This window comes from Streptomyces pseudoechinosporeus (assembly GCF_054783935.1).
The window spans coordinates 108,755-125,707 of the sequence record NZ_BAAGPS010000094.1 but is presented as its reverse complement, the minus strand read 5'-3'; the positions used below and the strand labels follow the sequence as shown (position 1 = coordinate 125,707).

The following is a 16,953-nucleotide window of genomic DNA, read 5'->3' as shown; positions in this document are numbered from 1 at the left end:
CGGCCCACACACGTACGCGTCAGAAGTTGACGTTGCCGCTCAGGCGCCGATGTCGCGGCCGTCCTTGCGGTACACCGCGACCACGGACGGGCGGACGTACGTGCCCGGGCCGTCGGGCCAGGTGCTCGCGGGCTCCTCGACGGTGGCACCGTCGATCTCGCCCGGGTGCTGGACGGCGACCAGGACGCGGCGTTCCTGGACGATCGGGCCGCAGGTCTCGGCGCCGTTCGGCATGGTCAGGAACTGCTTCAGCTCACCGCGCCGGTCACCCTTGGTCGCGACGCCGAACAGACCGTCGTGGAAGCCGAGGGCGGCGCCGTCGGTGGAGATCCACAGGTTGCCGTACCGGTCGAAGGCCACGTTGTCCGGGCAGGAGATCGGGCTGACCTTGTCCTTCGGGAAGCCCGCGAAGTAGGTCGCCGGGTCCTTCGGGTCGCCCGCGACGAGGAACAGCGACCAGGCGAAGCTCGTGCTCTCCGGCCGGTTCCAGCGCTCGGTGAGTTCCAGGACGTGGCCGTGCTTGTTGGCGTTGCGCGGGTTGGCCTCGTCCACCTTGGCGTTCGTACCGACACCGCGGTTGCTGTTGTTGGTGAGGGCGACGTACACCTTGCCGGTGTGCGGGTTCGGCTCGATGTCCTCGGGCCGGTCCATCTTCGTGGCGCCGACCTTGTCACCGGCGAGGCGCGTGAAGACGAAGACCTCCTCGGCGGTCATGCCCTCGACGTGCGAGACGGCACCCTTCGCCGTGGCGGTGGCCAGCGGGATCCACGTACCGCTGCCGTCGAACTCGCCGTCGTTCGGCAGCTTGCCCGTGCCGTCGATCTCGATCGCCGGGGAGTCGCCGGTGAGCTTGGCGACGTACAGCGTGCCCTCGTCGAGGAGCGTCAGGTTGTGCTCGCGGGCCCAGCGGCTGTGGCCGTGAGCCATCCGCTTGCTGCCGACGAACTTGTAGAAGTAGTCGAAGCGCTCGTCGTCGCCGGTGTAGACGACCGGGCGGCCGTCGTGCGTGAGGCGGACGGTCGCGCCCTCGTGCTTGAAGCGGCCGAGCGCGGTGCGCTTGCGGGGCGTGGAGGTGGGGTCGTACGGGTCGAGCTCGACGACGTAGCCGAAGCGGTGGACCTCGTTCGGCTCCTTGGCCACGTCGAACCGCTTGTCGAACAGCTCCCACTTGCGCTCGGAGGCGGCGGTGCCGATGCCGTAGCGCTTGTCCGTCGCCCGGCTGCTGTTGGCGAAGTACTGGTTGAAGTTCTCCTCGCCATGCAGCGTCGTGCCCCAGGGGGTCTCGCCGCCCGCGCAGTTGTTGAGCGTGCCGAGGACCTTGGTGCCGGTCGGATCGGCGGAGGTCTTGAGGAGGTCGGACCCGGCGGCCGGACCGGTGACCTTGAACTCGGTGGTCGCGGTGACGCGCCGGTTGAGGTGGTGGCGGGGTACGGGGGTGAGCTTGCCGCTCTTGCGGTCCTCCTCCACCACGACGACGGACAGGCCGTGCGCCGCCCAGGCGATCTCGACCTGCTCGCGGGTGGGCTTGGCGTCGTCGTAGCCCTTGAACATCAGGATCTCGTCGGTGTACTCGTGGTTCGCCACGAGCACCTGACGGCCGCGCTCGCCCGGCAGCGGGAGCAGGCCGAGGTAGTCGCAGTTGTAGCCGAACTGGCCCGCCTGCGCCTTGGCGCTCTGCTTGTCCGGGTCGAAGGCGGGGGCGCCGCGGAGGATGGGCTCGCCCCAGCGGATGACCACGTTCTGGGCGTAGCCCTCGGGGATGGTCACGGTGTCGGCGGTGTTCGGTGCGACGGGCGTGAACCTCAGGCCGCGTGCCCCCTTGCCGCCCTTGTTGTACACAGCGGGGGCCGCGCCCTCGGCGGTCTGCGCGACGGCTTCCGGGGCGCCGGCGCCAATGACCGCACCCCCGGCTGCCGACGCGACCGTCACCACGGCGGCGGCCCGCATCATGGAGCGGCGGCTGAGCGCACCGGCGATGACGTCGCCGACGTACTCGTTGGTGGTGGTGTTGGGCACCTCGTGGAAGCAGGCGTCACCACACCGGAATCTACAGGTCATCGCTGAACGGCCACCGGGGTGTGAGCCGGTCGAGCCGATCAGTGGCAGCAGGTTGCGCACGGTCCCTCCCAATATTTCCTGGGTCGGGCGTGACGCTAGGGGCACGCGCGTTCGGCCACACTGCCTTTAGGTGAACGAGGCGTGAACGTGGGGGAGTTGATGCGGCATTGACGCGGTGTTGACGTCGGCGGTTCGGGTCAAGGTCAGGTCGAGGCCCGTTTGGAGGTCTGACCCTGAAGTAGATCTTCCAACCTGGCGGCTAACCTTACGTGTCCGTCCTGGCCAGGGATTGACGGAAAGACCTCATGCGAAGGGTTGCGCACATGGGCATTCTCAACCTCCTGCGAAACGCATTCGGAAAGTCACGCAAGGGGCGCACGTCCGAGGGTGCCGACGTGCCTGCGGCAGCTGAGCAGACGCCTCCGGCGGCTGAACGGGCGAATTCGGTCCCGGCTCCGGCTCCGGCGCCGGAACCGGCATCCGAGCCGGTGTCGGTGCCTCCGGCGGCTGAACGGTCGGCTTCCGCGCCGGAGACTTCGGTGCCGGCACCGGCGGCTGGGCCCAAGGGGTCCGCTGTGGATGACCTCGTGTCGGCGGCGTTCGACAACGTGACGGTGCCGGTGCCTGCGGCGCCAGTGCCTGCGGCGCGGGAGCAGGAGCGTGAGGCGGAGCCGGAGGTTGAGGCGAAGCCGGAGCAGACGCCTGCGGCGGCCGAGGTTGAGCCGGAGCCTGTGACGGAGAAGGCCTCGGTTGCAGAGGCGGAGCCCGAAGTTGAGGCTGCCGCCGAGGAGCCGGTGTCCGAGGCGGTTCCCGAGCCGGAGCCTGCGGCGGCTGAGGCGGAGCCGGAGCCGGTCGTCGAGCCGGAGCCCGAGCCCGTCGTCAGCCCGGAGCCCGAGCCTGCCGCCGCCGAGGTGGCTCCGGAACCCGAACCGCAGGCCGAAGCCCAGCCCGCGCCTGCGCCCGCCGCTGAGGCGACACCGGCACCCGCGCCCGAGCCGGGACCGGCCGCCGCTGAGGTAACGCCGGAAGCCGTGCCCGAGCCGGAGACTGAAACCGAGCCCACGCCCGAGCCGAAGCCGGTCGTCGAGCCGGAGCCCGTCGCGGCCGAGGCGGCTCCGGAACCCGAGCCGGAGGCCGAAGCCCAGCCCGCCGCCGAGGCAACACCCGAGCCCGAGCCGGTCGCCGCTGAGGCGACACCGGAAGCCGCCCCCGAGCCCGAGCCCATCGCGGCCGAGGCGACACCCGCGCCCGAGCCGGAGGCGGTCGTCGCGCCCGAGCCCGTTGTCGCAGACGTCAGCCCGGAGCCCGAGCCGGAGTCTGCCGCCGCCGAGGTGGCTCCCGACGCCGAGCCGACCCCCGTCGCCGCCCAGGCAGCCGAGCCCGCGGCCGCCGACGGCGATCAGGCCCCACAGGGGCCACCCGCACCCGACGACGAAACCGCCACGGGTGGTGCGGGTGGGAACGACGAGGTCGAAGGCGAAGCCGAGGCCGTAGACGACGCCCCGCTGCCGCAGGCGACCCGTGCGGGTGGGAACGACAAGGCCGAAGGCGAAGCCGAGGCCATGCCCGCCACCCTCGTCACCGCCTACAACGCCGCCCGCGAAACCCTCACCACCCGCAACCTCACCGGCACCCGAGCCAAGGTCTACCTCGTCCTCGACCGCTCCGCCTCCATGCGCCCGTACTACAAGGACGGCTCCGCCCAGGCCCTCGGCGAGCAGGCCCTCGCCCTCGCCGCCCACCTCGACCCCGAGGCCAAGGTCCACGTCGTCTTCTTCTCCACGGAACTCGACGGCACAGGCGAACTCACCCTCACCGACCACGAGAACAAGATCGACGACCTGCACGCAGGGCTCGGCCGCATGGGCCGTACCAGCTACCACACAGCGGTCGAAGAGGTCGTCAGCCACTACGAGAAGTCCGCCACCACGGACCCCGCACTCGTGATCTTCCAGACGGACGGTGCCCCGGACGCCAGGACCCCCGCCACCCAGTCCCTCACGGACGCGGCGAAGAACCACCCCGCCGTCTTCTTCTCCTTCGTCGCCTTCGGTGACCCGGAGAACAAGGCCTTCGACTACCTCCGCAAGCTCAAGACGGACAACACGGCCCACTTCCTGGCCGGCGAAACCCCGCGCGAGCTGACCGACCAGGAGCTCTACGAGGGCGTACTGGCGAACTGGCGCCCGTAGCCCCCTCGTAGAACCTTCCGCACAACGACCGACAGGGCCCGGCTTTACCCCGGGCCCTGTCCTCGTGGTCCCGTAATCCCCCACCCGTAATCGATGTGAGTCGATCTTCCCCGGGCCAGTACGATTTCGACCATGGCGGCCACTGGATCCGAGAAGCAGGGCGGGAAGGCGTACTACGTCTCCACCCCCATTTATTACGTCAACGACGCTCCTCACCTGGGCCACGCCTATACGACCGTCGCAGGCGACGTGCTCTCGCGCTGGCACCGTCAGCGCGGCGAGAAGGTGTGGTACCTCACCGGCACGGACGAGCACGGTCAGAAGATCATGCGCACCGCGGAGGCGAACGGCGTCAGCCCGCAGGAGTGGGCCGACAAGCTCGTCACCGAAGCCTGGAAGCCCCTCTGGGAGCACCTGGAGATCGCGAACGACGACTTCATCCGTACGACGGAGAAGCGTCACACGGACCGCGTCCAGGAATTCGTCCAGGATCTCCACGACAAGGGCGAGATCTACAAGGGCGGCTACGAGGGCCCGTACTGCGTGGGCTGTGAGGAGTACAAGCTCCCCGGCGACCTCATCGAGGCCGAGGACGGCACGAAGCTGTGTGCCATCCACAAGAAGCCGGTGGAGATCCTCAAGGAGGAGAACTACTTCTTCAAGCTCAGCGAGTACGGCGAGAAGCTGCTCGCCCACTACGAGGCGAACCCGGACTTCATCCAGCCCGAGTCGGCCCGCAACGAGGTCGTGAACTTCGTCCGCCAGGGCCTCCAGGACCTCTCCATCTCCCGTTCCACCTTCGACTGGGGCGTCCCGGTCCCGTGGGACGACAAGCACGTGATCTACGTGTGGATCGACGCGCTGCTGAACTACGCGACGGCGGTCGGCTACAACGAGAACCCGGAGAAGTTCGAGAACACCTTCCCCGCCGACGTACACCTGGTCGGCAAGGACATCCTCCGCTTCCACGCGATCATCTGGCCCGCGATGCTGATGGCACAGGGTCTGCCGCTGCCCGGCAGGATCGTGGCCAACGGCTGGCTGATGGTCGGCGGCGAGAAGATGTCGAAGTCGAACCTGACGGGCATCAAGCCGCAGGACCTGACGTCCCACTTCGGTGTGGACGCGTACCGCTGGTACTTCCTGCGCGCGATCGCGTTCGGCCAGGACGGCTCGTTCTCCTGGGAGGACTTCTCCGCCCGCTACACGAGCGAGCTGGCGAACGACTACGGCAACCTCGCGTCGCGCGTGGCCGCGATGGTCGGCAAGTACTTCGGCGGCGCACTGCCGGAGGCGACGGCCGCGGGCGAGGCCGAGAAGGCCGTCCAGGACGGACTGGCCAAGGCGGTGGCCGAGGCGGACCGTCGTATCGGCGACGACCTGGACTTCCAGGGCGGCATCCTGGCGATCTTCGACTTCGTGAAGCAGGTCAACGGCTACATCTCGGAACAGGAGCCGTGGAAGGTGGCCAAGGACGAATCCTCTGAGGGCCAGGCCCGCCTGGCGACGATCCTCTACACCGCGGCGGAGTCGCTCCGCGCGGTGGCGGTCCTGCTCAACCCGGTCATGCCGGACACTTCGCAGAAGCTCTGGGACTCCCTCGGCGCGGACGCCGTCCTCGGCGCACTCCCCGACCAGACGGTCGCCGACGCCGCCGTCTGGGGCCGGCTCCCGGCGGGCGCGACGATCACCAAGGGCGCGGTGCTCTTCCCGCGCCTGGAGGAGAAGCCGAGCGCGTAGTACGTACTGCGTACGTACGTGAGCACATGACGGGGCCCCGGGAACGAACAGTTCGTTCCCGGGGCCCGTCATTCCCACCGGCGTTCTCAGGACTCGGGCTCGGCCATCGATCGTTGCGCGCGTCCACCGACGGCCCGGATGGACGATTTCATTCCCAATCGCCCCGGTCGACTACGATTCCAAAGTTCGTACGACGGCCCGGCGGTGCAGCCGGAATCGATATCCGTCACCCCACGTAGCGACTCGGGAGCAACCCGCAATGGCTCGACACCTCATCACCAGCGCCCTTCCGTACATCAACGGGATCAAGCACCTGGGCAACATGGTGGGGTCCATGCTCCCGGCGGACGTCTACTCCCGGTATCTGCGCCAGCGCGGCCACGACGTCCTCTACATCTGCGCGACCGACGAACACGGCACCCCGGCCGAACTGGCGGCCAAGGAGCAGGGCATCCCGGTCGACGAGTTCTGCGCGCAGGCGCACGACGCGCAGAAGGCGGTGTACGACGGCTTCGAGCTGGCCTTCGACTACTTCGGCCGCAGCTCCTCCCCGCAGAACCGCGACATCACGCAGGAGATCGCCCGCGAGCTGAAGTCGAACGGCTTCATCGAGGAGCGGGCGATCCGCCAGGTGTACTCGAACGCCGACGGCCGCTTCCTCCCCGACCGCTACATCATCGGCACCTGCCCGCACTGCGGCTACGACAAGGCCCGCGGCGACCAGTGCGAGAACTGCACCCGCGTACTGGACCCGACCGACCTCATCGAGCCCCGCTCGGCGATCAGCGGCAGCAGCGACCTGGAGATCCGCGAGACCAAGCACCTCTTCCTCCTCCAGTCCGCGCTGGCCGGCGAGGTCGAGGCCTGGGTCGACGAGCGCGCCGACAACTGGCCGGTGCTGGCCTCCTCCATCGCCCGCAAGTGGCTCACGGAAGGCCTGCACGACCGGGCGATCACCCGTGACCTGGACTGGGGCGTCCCGGTCCCGGCCGACACCTGGCCGGAGCTGGCCGCCGACGGCAAGGTCTTCTACGTCTGGTTCGACGCTCCGATCGAGTACATCGGCTCGACAAAGGAGTGGGCGGACGAGGACCCGGAGAACCGCGACTGGCGCTCCTGGTGGTGGGAGTCGGAGGCGGACGTCCGCTACACGCAGTTCATGGGCAAGGACAACGTCCCCTTCCACAGCGTGATGTTCCCGGCGACCCTGCTGGGCACCCGCGCCCCGTGGAAGAAGGTCGACGTCATCAAGGCCTTCAACTGGCTGAACTACTACGGCGGCAAGTTCTCCACCTCGCAGCAGCGCGGCGTCTTCACGCACGACGCGCTGGAGATCCTGCCCGCCGACTACTGGCGCTACTTCATGATGGCGAACGCCCCCGAGTCGGACGACGCGTCGTTCACCTGGGAGCACTTCACGGCCACGGTGAACAAGGACCTGGCGGACACGCTGGGCAACTTCGTCAACCGCGTACTGTCCTTCTCCCGCAAGCGCTTCGGCGACGACGTCCCGGCGGGCGGCGAGCCCGGCGAGTCGGAGGCGAAGCTGGGCGAGGAGATCGCCCGCCTGCTCGCGGAGTACGAGGAGCAGATGGAGGCCATCCAGTTCCGCAAGGCGACGGCGGCCCTGCGCGCGCTCTGGTCGGCCGGCAACTCGTACCTTGAGGAGAAGGCCCCCTGGCTGGAGATCAAGACCAACCCGGAGGGCGCGGCCCTGACGCTCCGTACGGCCATGAACCTCATCCACCTCTACGCGGTCATCTCCGAGCCCTTCATCCCGTCCTCGGCGAAGGCGATGCGCTCGGCGTTCACGCTGCCGGACGACACGGCGGCGTGGGTCACTCCGGAGGAGGCCCACGCCCTGTCCTCCGTCCCGGTCGGGACCCCCTTCACGGTCCCCCCGGTCCTCTTCGCCAAGATCACGGACGAAGACCTGGAGACGTACAAGGAGCGCTTCGGCGGCGCACCGGAGTACTCAGGCTGAACTCGTTCGGAGCGGGAGGCACCACCCGCTGGAAGAGTTCCCACAGCTCATCGGGCACCAGACGTTCGACCATCACCACGAACCCCAGGCTACCGACCCGCCCAAATGAGCTGACTTTTGAGGAAGTTGAGCGGCGTGAAGCGGCCTGCTGGTCAACCTGGTTGAGCTTGACGCCGAGTCGCGGCAGATAGATGATGTATCACCTTGAATCCGGCACGTCTCACCTGGGGCAGCAGGTCTCGCGTGCACCCCCACGATGTTGAAGATGAAAGGCGTATGCATCTCATGAAGAAGCGTCTCATCAGCATGATCGCCGCAGGCGGCGCGGCAGCCGCGGCACTGGCCGTGACCACCGGCCCGGCCCAGGCGGCGGACGTGCCCCCGTGCCAGGCCGGCGCATCACTCGCCTGCGTGTCCGTCACGATCGAAACCAAAGCCCCGGTCCACAGCATCAGCGTCGACGGCGATTGCGCGCCATTCAGCACGGGTACCGTGACTAGCTCGAACTCGAGGATCACGAACATTTACTTTCCCAAAGAGACCGTGGCCCTCTCCGGGACTCCCACCACACTGACCTACTCGGGCTACAACTGCGAGGAGACCACTCAGAACGCGCAGCGCGTGGGCTGGTCCACGGGCTCCGCGGCAGCCGGTAGTTACCGCTGGGTGGGCATCGGCCGTATCTGGTAGTGACACATGCGGTGCGGTGGCCACCCTGGCGGCGGCCACCGCACCGGCTACTCGGCACATTGCACGCCGCTACCGGTGAGCGAGACCTGCGGGCCGGCCCGTGGGCCGCCTCGGCGTGATGGCGGCCCACCTGCGGGTCGACTACCGCGCTCTGATACCTGGCCTTCACCGCCATCGCCTGCACCCTCAACTGCTACCGCCGACTCGCCAAATGAGATGACTTCTTACTGGGACTACGCCGGGATGGACACCACGGTGTATTCGGCGTTCACCGGCGAGGGGACGGTGAAGCGGGCGTTGGGCAGGTAGAAGCGGTCACCGAAGCGCGCGATGGTGGTCGGGGTGTCGAAGCGCGGGTCGGTTCGGCGCCCGGTGACGCGGCCTGCGCTGCCTGCCTCGTTGAGCTGGACCACGGCGACGGTATTGGAAATGTTCTGCACCACGTAGAGGGTTCTTCCCTCGCGGCGCATCCCGTCGCCGAAGGCCAGGTCGTCGCCGCCGAGGTCGACTCTCGTGGCAATGCCGGTGAGGGGGTCGACGCGGAAGAGCAGCCCGGTGTTGGACTGCACGACGAGCAGCGCCTTGCCGTCCGGGGTTCGCGCGATGCCGTTGGCGTTGAACCCACTCTGGAAGGCGATGTCACCACCGAGGGGTATGGGGACCACGTCCGCCTGAGAGGGCAGGGCGCCTCGACGGCCGAGGGGAAGCTTGTACAGCACGGGGGTGAACGAGTCGGTGAACCAGGCCGCGTCGCGGGTGATGACCACGTCGTTGATCATCGCGGTGCCTTCGGCTCCGAGCCGGTACGTGGCGACGACTCGCCCCGTGGCCGGGTTGATCACCCGGGCGGTGCCTGCCTGCCCGCCCGCGACGAACAGGCGCCCAAAGGCGTCGAAGGCGATGCCGACCGCACCCGTCCCCGGTCCGGGCGTGAGGACCCGACCTGCGCCGGTCACCAGGTTGAGCCGGTACACATCGCCGTTGGCCAGGGAGGTGATGTACGCGGTGGGATCGTTACCGATCGCGATTCCCTCGGGGAAGAAACCGGTCGGCAGCGCGATGGTCTCGGGAAAGGGTCTGGAGCCCTTCGGCGGCTGGGAGGGTGTGGCGGCTGCCGGCGAGGTGCCGACGCTGACTGCGGTCAGAGCCGCACCGGCGCCTGCGAGGGTCGCCAGGAATGCTCGACGGTTGTGCATGGATTCCACTCCGTTGACGTTGGACTGGCATGTGCCGGGGTTCCGGCGCATGCCGACAGGGATCTGCGGGGGACAGGCCATGCCGCGCGCCGGCCGTGTGATCCGGACCCACCGCCGCAGACGTCCTTGGCCCAGTCACGTGGTTTGAGAGGCGATGGTGACGATCGCCGATGGATCAGCCGGCCGAGGGCGAGGTGAGGACGCCGAGCTGGACCAGGGCCGAGGCGGTGTCGTCGAAGGCCCACTCCTCGCTGATCTTCCCGTCGGTGATCCGCCAGATGGTCCCGGACTCCCAGCTCAGCTGTTTGCCGTCGGCGGGTACGCCCAGCAGGGAGCCCTTCACCGTCGCGGTCACGAGGTACCGCACCGTGACGAGATCACCTTCGGCGAGGATGTCCAGCTCCTCGGCGTTCAGGTCGGGCATCGAGTCGACGAACGAGCCGATCAGGCCCATATGGGCCTCCGCCCCGGAGACGGTGCCCATGTAGCCGCCGTGCCAGACGAAGTCCGGCGTCACGAACTTGGGCACCAGCTCAGGCTGGTGACCGTTGAACACCTGCGTGGTGTAGTCCCGCACGAGCTGCTTGTTGGCCTCTGTTCTCTTTCCGTGGCGCTTGGGGGGTGTGGCGGCGTGGCTGGTGGCGGCCGCGGCGACCGATGCGGTGCCGACGGCGGCGCCGGTGCCGAGGAGTGAACGGCGACTGACCATGACTTCCTCCTGATGCCGAACGTGAAGTGACGTACAGTGCGTCACTCACAGTGAGTTTCTTGCTGCAGCAACAAACTAGCCCCGTCTAGTTGTTGCGTCAACAACTTCTGCGGTTTCCGTAGGATGAGGCGGTGACCAAGCTGCCGGACCGGACAACACCCCTCGATGCCGACGAAGAGGCCGCCTGGCGGGCCTTCGCCCGGGCCGTGCTCGTCGTGCCGCGCGTCCTGGACGCCGATCTGCTCACCGGGTGCGGGCTGAGCCTGGTCGAGTACATCGTCCTGGTGAACCTCTCCGAGGCTCCCGGACGGGCCATGCGCATGAACGAACTCGCCACCGAGTCGGTTCTGTCCACCAGCGGCACGACCCGCCTGGTCGAACGTATGGCCCGCCAGGGACTCGTGGAGCGCCGGCCCGCCGAGACCGACGGCCGTGGGCTCATGGCCGTCCTCACCGACGCCGGGCTGCGCCGGCTCGAGGAGGCTTACCCGCACGCGTTGGCCAGCGTACGCAACAACGTCATGGACCACCTCGCCGGCCTCGACCTCGCCGCGTTCGCCCGCGCGGTCGGCAGCTTCGCCGCAGACCGGGAACAGCCGACCGCCCGCAGTCGCCGCCCCACCTACCAGCAAGACTGACGTCCGACAGGAAAACGGCTCGTCCGGCGATCCCCATTGCCGGCAGTAACTTCAGGACACGTCTTTGATCGAGCTGGGTCCCATCTGGGACGCGGAGCTGAACTCCGGCAGCGTTGAAGGCTGGTCGAAGAGGAAGAAGCTCTGGTTCATACCGACGGTGAACTCCATGTAGGCACCCGTGGTGGCGTCGAAGCCGTAGTAGGTGTTGCAGGTCCCGGCCCCGTCACTGTAGGTGCCGTCCATTTCCGGGAGCGGGACGTTGACTATGCCGCTGTTGCCCGTTTTCGTCTTCGACGGTGGTGTACCCAGCGCACAGTACGAGACGGGGAGGCCTTTCAGAACGAAGTAGCCGTACTCACCCTTGGCATTCTGAAGGTAGACGTAGCTGAGTTTGCCCTTCGAGCTGGCCTTCCCCCAGGTCTTGATCCACCTGTTGATGGTCTCTCGCGTCGTTGAGTACTCGGGGATCTCTATCGGCTGGTTCGCCACCAGTTTGTCGTAGCCCTTCTCCTTCGCCTTCGTCTCCGCCGCCTGTGAGGAGTCGTCTTCGCAGGCGGTGGCGCCGAAGCCGACCAACAGAACGGCGGTGACGGCCAGTGCGGTGCGGGTGATGCGTTTCATGGCCTTTCTCCTCTTCGTCACGGCGCACACGTGGTGTTCATGTCGTTCACGTCCAACCGCGGCGGCAGGTCCTTGTCCTTGAAGGCGCTCCGGTGCTCCTGTGCGGCTTTGGCGTTGTATTCGTTGACCGCTTCGATCCGGGACGACTTCAGGGCGGTGATGGAGGTGTTGATCTGAGCCTGCCTGGACTCGGAGGCCGTCTTGCTCTCCTCTTCCAGAGTCCTGATGGTCCCTTCCTTTGTCTGCACCGTGGTGCAGAGTCCGAAGAACTCCTCGTACGTGGCGATCTGGAACTCGCCTGAACCTTCGGTGCGGTTGCGCTTTTCGACTTCGCCGCGGAATGGGGCGGTCAGCCAGCTGACGCCACCGAATACGAGGGTGGTGATCAGGCCGACTGTGGCCAGGGCAGCGATGCTGCCGATGAACCAGATTCCGCTCTTCAACCCTTCCCGGGTCGCGCTCATGGTTCTTCCTTTCCTGCCCGCCACTCAATTTGAGTTTTGACCTCGGGCCGCGAACGGGGACCGGAGGTGAAACTCAGGCTCGGAAGCCGAGTAGGTCTGAGTTATGGAAGAAGATCTCTGCGCTGACAGGCCAGTCGGTTGCAGGCGGCTCGGACCACGCAGAGCCTGTCCGCTCGGCCCAACGGTAGCGACGGATCTCGGGACCGGTCCCGGACTCCTCTTCGGGAACGCAGCCCGCGCCACCCGCACCCACCCCATACGACAACGTCGGCCTTCAAGACCCCAACCAGGTCTTGAAGGCCGACGTCACACACGGGCCGAATCAACCAACAGCGTCACGTCGTACGACGTCACCGGGCCCCTGCGTTGGGGGATCAGCTTCCCGAGGCGTACGTGACGAAGTCCGCCCACGCGTCCGGCGTCAGCACCAGCTGGGGGCCTTCGATGTTCTTGGAGTCGCGGACGTGGATGGTGCCGGGGGTGGTGGCGACCTCGACGCAGTCGTTCGGGTTGCTGCTGTCGCTGTAGCTGCTCTTGAACCAGTCCAGCGCCACTTCGACGCAGGAGTCGCCCTCGCTGCCACTGCTGTAGCTGCTCTTGAACCACGCCAGCCGGGAGGTGTCCCCGGCCGAGGCGTTGCGGATCATGTGTCCCCCAGCAGTTGTTCGATGAAGGCCGACGACTCACGCGGGGTGAGAGCCTGAGCCCGGATGATGCCATAGCGCAGTTCAAGGATACGGAGCTGCCTCGGCTCGGAGACCGGCCGACCGTTGGCCACTACTGACGAACGTCCCACCGCCGAGCCGTCGTCGAACTTCAGCACCTCGATCCCGCCGTCCACCCCAGCATGCTCCTCGCGTTCCATCGGCATCACCTGAAGCTCGACGTTCCGCAACTGCCCGGCCTCCAGCAGGTACTCAAGCTGGCCGCGCAGCGGCGCCTTTCCTCCGAGTGGGCGCCGAAGCGTCCATTCCTCCAGGACGAAGCTGAGTTCAGGCGCCGGGTCCCGCTCAAACACCGACTTACGGGCCACACGCGCGGCGATGAACCGCTCCACCTCGTCCTCGGTGTACGCCGGGCGCCGCATCATGAGCAGCCCGCGTGCGTACTCCGGCGTCTGCAGCAACCCGTGGATGTTCAGCGGATCGTAGAGCTGAAGTTCGACCGCCTTGGCCTCCAACTGTGCGAGGTCCCGAACCTTCTTCGGATACCGGACCTTGGCCACATCCTCCTTCATCGCCGAGATCAGCCCATCCGCCCCCAACACCTCGTCCGCCTTGTCCAGATACTCAAGCCGAGGGATCCGCTTGCCGCCCTCGATCTTGTAGACAAGGTCCTCGCCGTACCCCACCGCCGCCCCGAACTCGGCGGCCCGCATCCCCACCGCCTCCCGCCGCAGCTTCAGCTGCCGCCCCACGGTCGCGATGACCGCCAAACCCCAGTCGTCGTCCGGGTCGACCTCCCAACCCGGCTCGTCCGCCTCGCTCTTGAGCCGTTGTACCTCGCCGTCCACCGACATACCGCACCCCTCCGTCGTACCTCCGTGCCGCAACGCCCGTACCCCTACGGCCGGTTCCGACAGCCCGGACAGCAGTGGACAAGCTCCGGACAGTCACCGTACGCATCGGCGTCGTCACTGTTCACGGTAAACATGCACCGCCACGCTCAGTGATGTGAACAAGGAAAGCTCCACCCAACTCCACGCCCCCGCCCGCCACTTCAGCGTCCTGCTGTCCCCCACCCCACGCGGCGCCCGCCTCGCCCGGCTCCTCGCCACGGAGTGGCTGCGTACCTGGGACCTGCCGTACGGCGTCACCGAGACCGCCGCGCATCTGGTCGCGGAACTCGCCGCCAACGCCGCCACCCACGGCCGCGTCACCGGCCGGGACTTCCGCCTCGCGCTCCTGGCCCGCGGCGGGACCCTCCGCATCGAGGTGACGGACACACGCGGTGACGACCTCCCCCGCCGCCAACCCCCGTCCCCCGACACCGAGTCCGGACGCGGCCTGCTCCTCGTCGAAGCTCTCGCGGACCGCTGGGGCGTCGAACTGGGCCCCGTCCCCCGTAAAACCGTATGGGCGGAACTCGACCTGACACCGCACTCACCGGAACCTGACGCCGTGTGCTCCGGTGGACCTGGCGCTCTTCCCAAAGAACCACGTATCTGACGAAAGCCCGCAGGCTCACCTCTGCGGGTGAATATCACCAACTGGGCTCCATCTGGGGCGTGTTGCTGCCTTACGCTCGCGACAGCACTTGCCAAGGGCATGTGCCAAAAGCAGCTTCCATCAACTTTCCGTCCGCCCCCTCCCACAGGGAACCCTCATGGTCAGCTCGCCCCACGAGGCGATGCACCGCATCTTCCAAGACCACCCGGGCCTCTTCTCCGGGGTGTCCGAGGTGCTCGGCGTCCGCTTCGCCCCTCCCACCTCGGTCACCATCCTGCCGACCGACCTCACCGAGACCCGCCCGCTGGAACGCCGCGTCGACACGTTGCTGCGACTGGAGACGGAGGACGAGGAGCCGCTTCTCCTCGCCGTCGAGGCCCAGGGCAAGAAGGACCCGCACAAGCCCGCGAGCTGGGCGTACTACGCCTCGTACCTGCTCACGAAATACCGGCTGCAGCCAATGCTGCTGGTCGTCTGCCAGGACCGGGCGACCGCCGAGTGGGCAGCCCGCCCGGTCACCTTCGGGCCTCCCCAATGGCCCCTGCTCACCCTGCGCCCGCTCGTCGCGGGCCCGCACAACATGCCGGTGATCACCGACCCTGACGAGGTCCACAAAGACCTCGCCCTCGCCACACTCTCGGCAATCACCCACGGCAAGAACCCGGACATCGAAGCCATACTCAAAGCAGTGACGGCCGTTCTGCAGGACACTCCGGACGCCGTCAAGAACCCCGTCATCGAAATCATCTTTCAGGGCCTGGGCAAGCTGCCCGCCGCAGCACTTTGGAGGAAACTAGTGGCCGTGGACCTTTCTTTCTACAAGTCGCCCATCTTCGAAGAAGCCCGCGACGAAGGCCGGAAGCAGGGCCGAGCCCAGGGCCAGGCCGAGGACATCCTGGACGTCTTTGAGGTGCGCGGCATCGACGTCCCCGAAGCAGTCCGCGAGCGCATCACCAGCTGTGACGCCCCCGACACCCTGCGCCAATGGCTCCGGCGGGCCGTCATCGCCCCGACGGCTGAGGACATCTTCACAGCCGAGTAGCTCACGGATCCCGGTGAAAAGCCGGCCCGGTACACGGACGCCTGGAGGTGCCGCGATGAACGGCGAGGGCTGGCAGGAGCGCAGGCGCGCGCTCCTGAGGGGCGACCCAGCAGTTGCCGAGAAGACCGCTCGTCTTCTCGCCGAGCTAGGCGTCGAGGAACGGGAGGAAGCGGAGATCGAGGCCGAGCATCGAGCCGTCTTCCTCGCAGCGACACGCGAGTACGCAGAAGGCGGCCGGGACCCGGGCCCCGCTCCGCTCGCGGACCAGCTCTGCCGTGCCCCTGCCCGGATACTCTGGCCGGGGCACCCTCTGGAGGACACCATGAGCACCCAGGCCGATCACGGACATGAGTTGATCCCCTGTCCCGAGCAGACTCCTGATGCCTTGCGCGCCGCCCTCGCCGTCGTCGCCCCCGGCCGTCTGGAGGAGATGCAGAACACGAAGGACGAAGCCTTCGCCAAGGCCGTCGAGTGGCAGTCCCTCAGTCCTGTACGGAGCTGGGTACTCGCCTGGGCCAGGGACGTCGAGATCGCCCGCCGTCCCGAGCTGTCCGCCCGTCATGCTCGTGCGAAGAGCAACCTGGAGCACGACGATCCCGTCGTCGCACAGGAAGCCCTGCGGGAGCTGAGCGCCGTTCTGGACGAGGCCATGAAGGCAGTGCGCGAGTGAGCTGGAAGTGGGAGTACGCCTTCGGCGCGGAGGAAGCCGCCCGCACCGCTGCTTCCCCCTCCTACTCCGCCGAAGTCAGCACGCCGATCTTGTCTATGCGGTGTTCGGGGTTGCCCTTGTCGTCGCGCCAGAAGTTTCCGGCCGCGTTGTCCTCGGGGGTCGCGCAGGTGGAGATGGTGATCATGGCCTCGGTGGGCTGGCGGCCCGGGTGGCCCGGGACGGCGGCCCGTTGTTCGGCCAGGGAGCGCTCGGAGCGGAAGGACGTGCTTCTGGTGTCGGTGATCTCGTACTCGTAGACCGTCCCGCCCGATGTGACGGTCACCGAGTCGCCCTCGTCGAGAGACGGAAGCTCGCGCAGAGGGCCACCGGCGGAGAGGCGATGGGCTGTGACGAGGTAGTTCCCGATCTCGCCGGGGCCGACGCCGCCGCGGCTGCCGTACGGGCTGGCGGCAACGCCCTCGTTCTGGATCCTTGTCCCCGGCCAGTCATCGGTCGTGCCCTCGTAGGGGACGACGCGCAGGTCCTTGAGGCCGATTTCCGGGATGGTGAGCGACGCGGTCTGGCCGCGGGTGCTGGTCTTGCGAGGAGTCGGCGTCGCGGAGGGAGTGTCCCGTGAGGGCTCGGCGGAGGTGGTCGCCGGCTCGCTCGTGGTGGACGGCGGGCTCGGGGCACGCGCATCGGCGCCCGTGTCCGCGCCGCCGGTGGAGCAGCCGACGAGCACGACGATGACAGCGCCCGAGAGCGCGACGGAAAAACCTCGGGAACGGGACATAGCACTCGG

The 16,953-nt window shown here is 67.7% G+C and carries 16 protein-coding genes; 8 read left to right on the top strand and 8 right to left on the bottom strand.

Translation table 11 applies throughout. The features are described from left to right. Window positions 1–39 precede the first annotated feature (39 nt). Window positions 40–2,118, bottom strand: coding sequence for a PhoX family protein (locus tag ACYVO6_RS49085; protein WP_461073488.1), 2,079 nt, complete (start codon window positions 2,116–2,118; stop codon window positions 40–42). A 263-nt stretch (window positions 2,119–2,381) separates the two neighbouring features. Here ACYVO6_RS49085 and ACYVO6_RS49080 point away from each other — a divergent pair, with 263 nt between their 5' ends. The 4 genes from ACYVO6_RS49080 to ACYVO6_RS49065 all read left to right on the top strand — a co-directional run bounded on the left by ACYVO6_RS49080 (window position 2,382) and on the right by ACYVO6_RS49065 (window position 8,664). Then, complete coding sequence (locus tag ACYVO6_RS49080) at window positions 2,382–4,250, top strand: VWA domain-containing protein (RefSeq protein ID WP_461073486.1); 1,869 nt, start codon at window positions 2,382–2,384, stop codon at window positions 4,248–4,250. A 132-nt stretch (window positions 4,251–4,382) separates the two neighbouring features. Then, window positions 4,383–5,990, top strand: coding sequence for a methionine--tRNA ligase (metG, locus tag ACYVO6_RS49075; RefSeq protein WP_461073484.1), 1,608 nt, complete (start codon window positions 4,383–4,385; stop codon window positions 5,988–5,990). A gap of 259 nt (window positions 5,991–6,249) precedes the next feature. Continuing rightward, complete coding sequence (metG, locus tag ACYVO6_RS49070) at window positions 6,250–7,974, top strand: methionine--tRNA ligase (protein WP_461073482.1); 1,725 nt, start codon at window positions 6,250–6,252, stop codon at window positions 7,972–7,974. Window positions 7,975–8,259: 285 nt separating this feature from the next. After that, window positions 8,260–8,664 carry a hypothetical protein gene (locus tag ACYVO6_RS49065; RefSeq protein ID WP_461073480.1) on the top strand — a complete coding sequence of 135 codons (405 nt, stop codon included), beginning with the start codon at window positions 8,260–8,262 and terminating at the stop codon, window positions 8,662–8,664. A gap of 233 nt (window positions 8,665–8,897) precedes the next feature. Here the strand turns inward: ACYVO6_RS49065 and ACYVO6_RS49060 are convergent, their stop codons facing one another. Both ACYVO6_RS49060 and ACYVO6_RS49055 read right to left on the bottom strand, forming a co-directional pair. Beyond that, the gene (locus ACYVO6_RS49060; protein WP_461073478.1) at window positions 8,898–9,860 is read right to left on the bottom strand and encodes an SMP-30/gluconolactonase/LRE family protein; all 963 of its coding nucleotides are present in this window, start codon (window positions 9,858–9,860) and stop codon (window positions 8,898–8,900) included. Between the two features lie 175 nt (window positions 9,861–10,035). Beyond that, window positions 10,036–10,569, bottom strand: a complete 534-nt coding sequence (locus ACYVO6_RS49055; protein WP_461073476.1) for an ester cyclase — start codon at window positions 10,567–10,569, stop codon at window positions 10,036–10,038. A gap of 131 nt (window positions 10,570–10,700) precedes the next feature. On the opposite strand from ACYVO6_RS49055, the gene ACYVO6_RS49050 reads away from it, so the two are divergent. Further along, window positions 10,701–11,207, top strand: coding sequence for a MarR family winged helix-turn-helix transcriptional regulator (locus tag ACYVO6_RS49050; protein ID WP_461073474.1), 507 nt, complete (start codon window positions 10,701–10,703; stop codon window positions 11,205–11,207). A gap of 51 nt (window positions 11,208–11,258) precedes the next feature. Here ACYVO6_RS49050 and ACYVO6_RS49045 read toward each other — a convergent pair whose 3' ends face one another. The 4 genes from ACYVO6_RS49045 to ACYVO6_RS49030 all read right to left on the bottom strand — a co-directional run bounded on the left by ACYVO6_RS49045 (window position 11,259) and on the right by ACYVO6_RS49030 (window position 13,811). Then, window positions 11,259–11,828, bottom strand: a complete 570-nt coding sequence (locus ACYVO6_RS49045) for a hypothetical protein (RefSeq protein ID WP_461073472.1) — start codon at window positions 11,826–11,828, stop codon at window positions 11,259–11,261. 17 nt (window positions 11,829–11,845) lie between these two features. Further along, complete coding sequence (locus ACYVO6_RS49040) at window positions 11,846–12,292, bottom strand: hypothetical protein (protein ID WP_461073470.1); 447 nt, start codon at window positions 12,290–12,292, stop codon at window positions 11,846–11,848. Between the two features lie 374 nt (window positions 12,293–12,666). After that, entirely contained in the window at window positions 12,667–12,939 is a 273-nt protein-coding gene (locus tag ACYVO6_RS49035; RefSeq protein ID WP_461073468.1) for a DUF397 domain-containing protein, read from the bottom strand. After that, the gene (locus tag ACYVO6_RS49030; RefSeq protein WP_461073466.1) at window positions 12,936–13,811 is read right to left on the bottom strand and encodes a helix-turn-helix domain-containing protein; all 876 of its coding nucleotides are present in this window, start codon (window positions 13,809–13,811) and stop codon (window positions 12,936–12,938) included. Before ACYVO6_RS49030 ends, ACYVO6_RS49035 begins: the two co-directional genes overlap by 4 nt. A 154-nt stretch (window positions 13,812–13,965) precedes the next feature. Between ACYVO6_RS49030 and ACYVO6_RS49025 the strand changes: the two genes are divergently transcribed. The 3 genes from ACYVO6_RS49025 to ACYVO6_RS49015 all read left to right on the top strand — a co-directional run bounded on the left by ACYVO6_RS49025 (window position 13,966) and on the right by ACYVO6_RS49015 (window position 16,172). After that, on the top strand, window positions 13,966–14,460 hold the full coding sequence (locus ACYVO6_RS49025) for an ATP-binding protein (protein ID WP_461073464.1): 495 nt from the start codon (window positions 13,966–13,968) through the stop codon (window positions 14,458–14,460). Between the two features lie 157 nt (window positions 14,461–14,617). Beyond that, complete coding sequence (locus tag ACYVO6_RS49020; RefSeq protein WP_461073462.1) at window positions 14,618–15,502, top strand: RpnC/YadD family protein; 885 nt, start codon at window positions 14,618–14,620, stop codon at window positions 15,500–15,502. 322 nt (window positions 15,503–15,824) lie between these two features. Beyond that, window positions 15,825–16,172: a hypothetical protein gene (locus tag ACYVO6_RS49015; RefSeq protein ID WP_461073591.1), complete on the top strand. Its 348-nt coding sequence runs from the start codon at window positions 15,825–15,827 to the stop codon at window positions 16,170–16,172. Between the two features lie 61 nt (window positions 16,173–16,233). Here ACYVO6_RS49015 and ACYVO6_RS49010 read toward each other — a convergent pair whose 3' ends face one another. Then, window positions 16,234–16,944, bottom strand: a complete 711-nt coding sequence (locus ACYVO6_RS49010; protein WP_461073460.1) for a class E sortase — start codon at window positions 16,942–16,944, stop codon at window positions 16,234–16,236. Between the last annotated feature and the right edge of the window lie 9 nt (window positions 16,945–16,953).

Excerpts from the sequence above, each read along its gene's own strand:
- ACYVO6_RS49080 (WP_461073486.1), top strand. The coding sequence starts at position 2,382 with ATGGGCATTCTCAACCTCCTGCGAAACGCATTCGGAAAGTCACGCAAG.
- metG (WP_461073484.1), top strand. The coding sequence starts at position 4,383 with ATGGCGGCCACTGGATCCGAGAAGCAGGGCGGGAAGGCGTACTACGTC.
- metG (WP_461073482.1), top strand. The coding sequence starts at position 6,250 with ATGGCTCGACACCTCATCACCAGCGCCCTTCCGTACATCAACGGGATC.
- ACYVO6_RS49065 (WP_461073480.1), top strand. The coding sequence starts at position 8,260 with ATGAAGAAGCGTCTCATCAGCATGATCGCCGCAGGCGGCGCGGCAGCC.
- ACYVO6_RS49060 (WP_461073478.1), bottom strand. The coding sequence starts at position 9,860 with ATGCACAACCGTCGAGCATTCCTGGCGACCCTCGCAGGCGCCGGTGCG.
- ACYVO6_RS49055 (WP_461073476.1), bottom strand. The coding sequence starts at position 10,569 with ATGGTCAGTCGCCGTTCACTCCTCGGCACCGGCGCCGCCGTCGGCACC.
- ACYVO6_RS49045 (WP_461073472.1), bottom strand. The coding sequence starts at position 11,828 with ATGAAACGCATCACCCGCACCGCACTGGCCGTCACCGCCGTTCTGTTG.
- ACYVO6_RS49040 (WP_461073470.1), bottom strand. The coding sequence starts at position 12,292 with ATGAGCGCGACCCGGGAAGGGTTGAAGAGCGGAATCTGGTTCATCGGC.
- ACYVO6_RS49035 (WP_461073468.1), bottom strand. The coding sequence starts at position 12,939 with ATGATCCGCAACGCCTCGGCCGGGGACACCTCCCGGCTGGCGTGGTTC.
- ACYVO6_RS49030 (WP_461073466.1), bottom strand. The coding sequence starts at position 13,811 with ATGTCGGTGGACGGCGAGGTACAACGGCTCAAGAGCGAGGCGGACGAG.
- ACYVO6_RS49020 (WP_461073462.1), top strand. The coding sequence starts at position 14,618 with ATGGTCAGCTCGCCCCACGAGGCGATGCACCGCATCTTCCAAGACCAC.
- ACYVO6_RS49015 (WP_461073591.1), top strand. The coding sequence starts at position 15,825 with ATGAGCACCCAGGCCGATCACGGACATGAGTTGATCCCCTGTCCCGAG.
- ACYVO6_RS49010 (WP_461073460.1), bottom strand. The coding sequence starts at position 16,944 with ATGTCCCGTTCCCGAGGTTTTTCCGTCGCGCTCTCGGGCGCTGTCATC.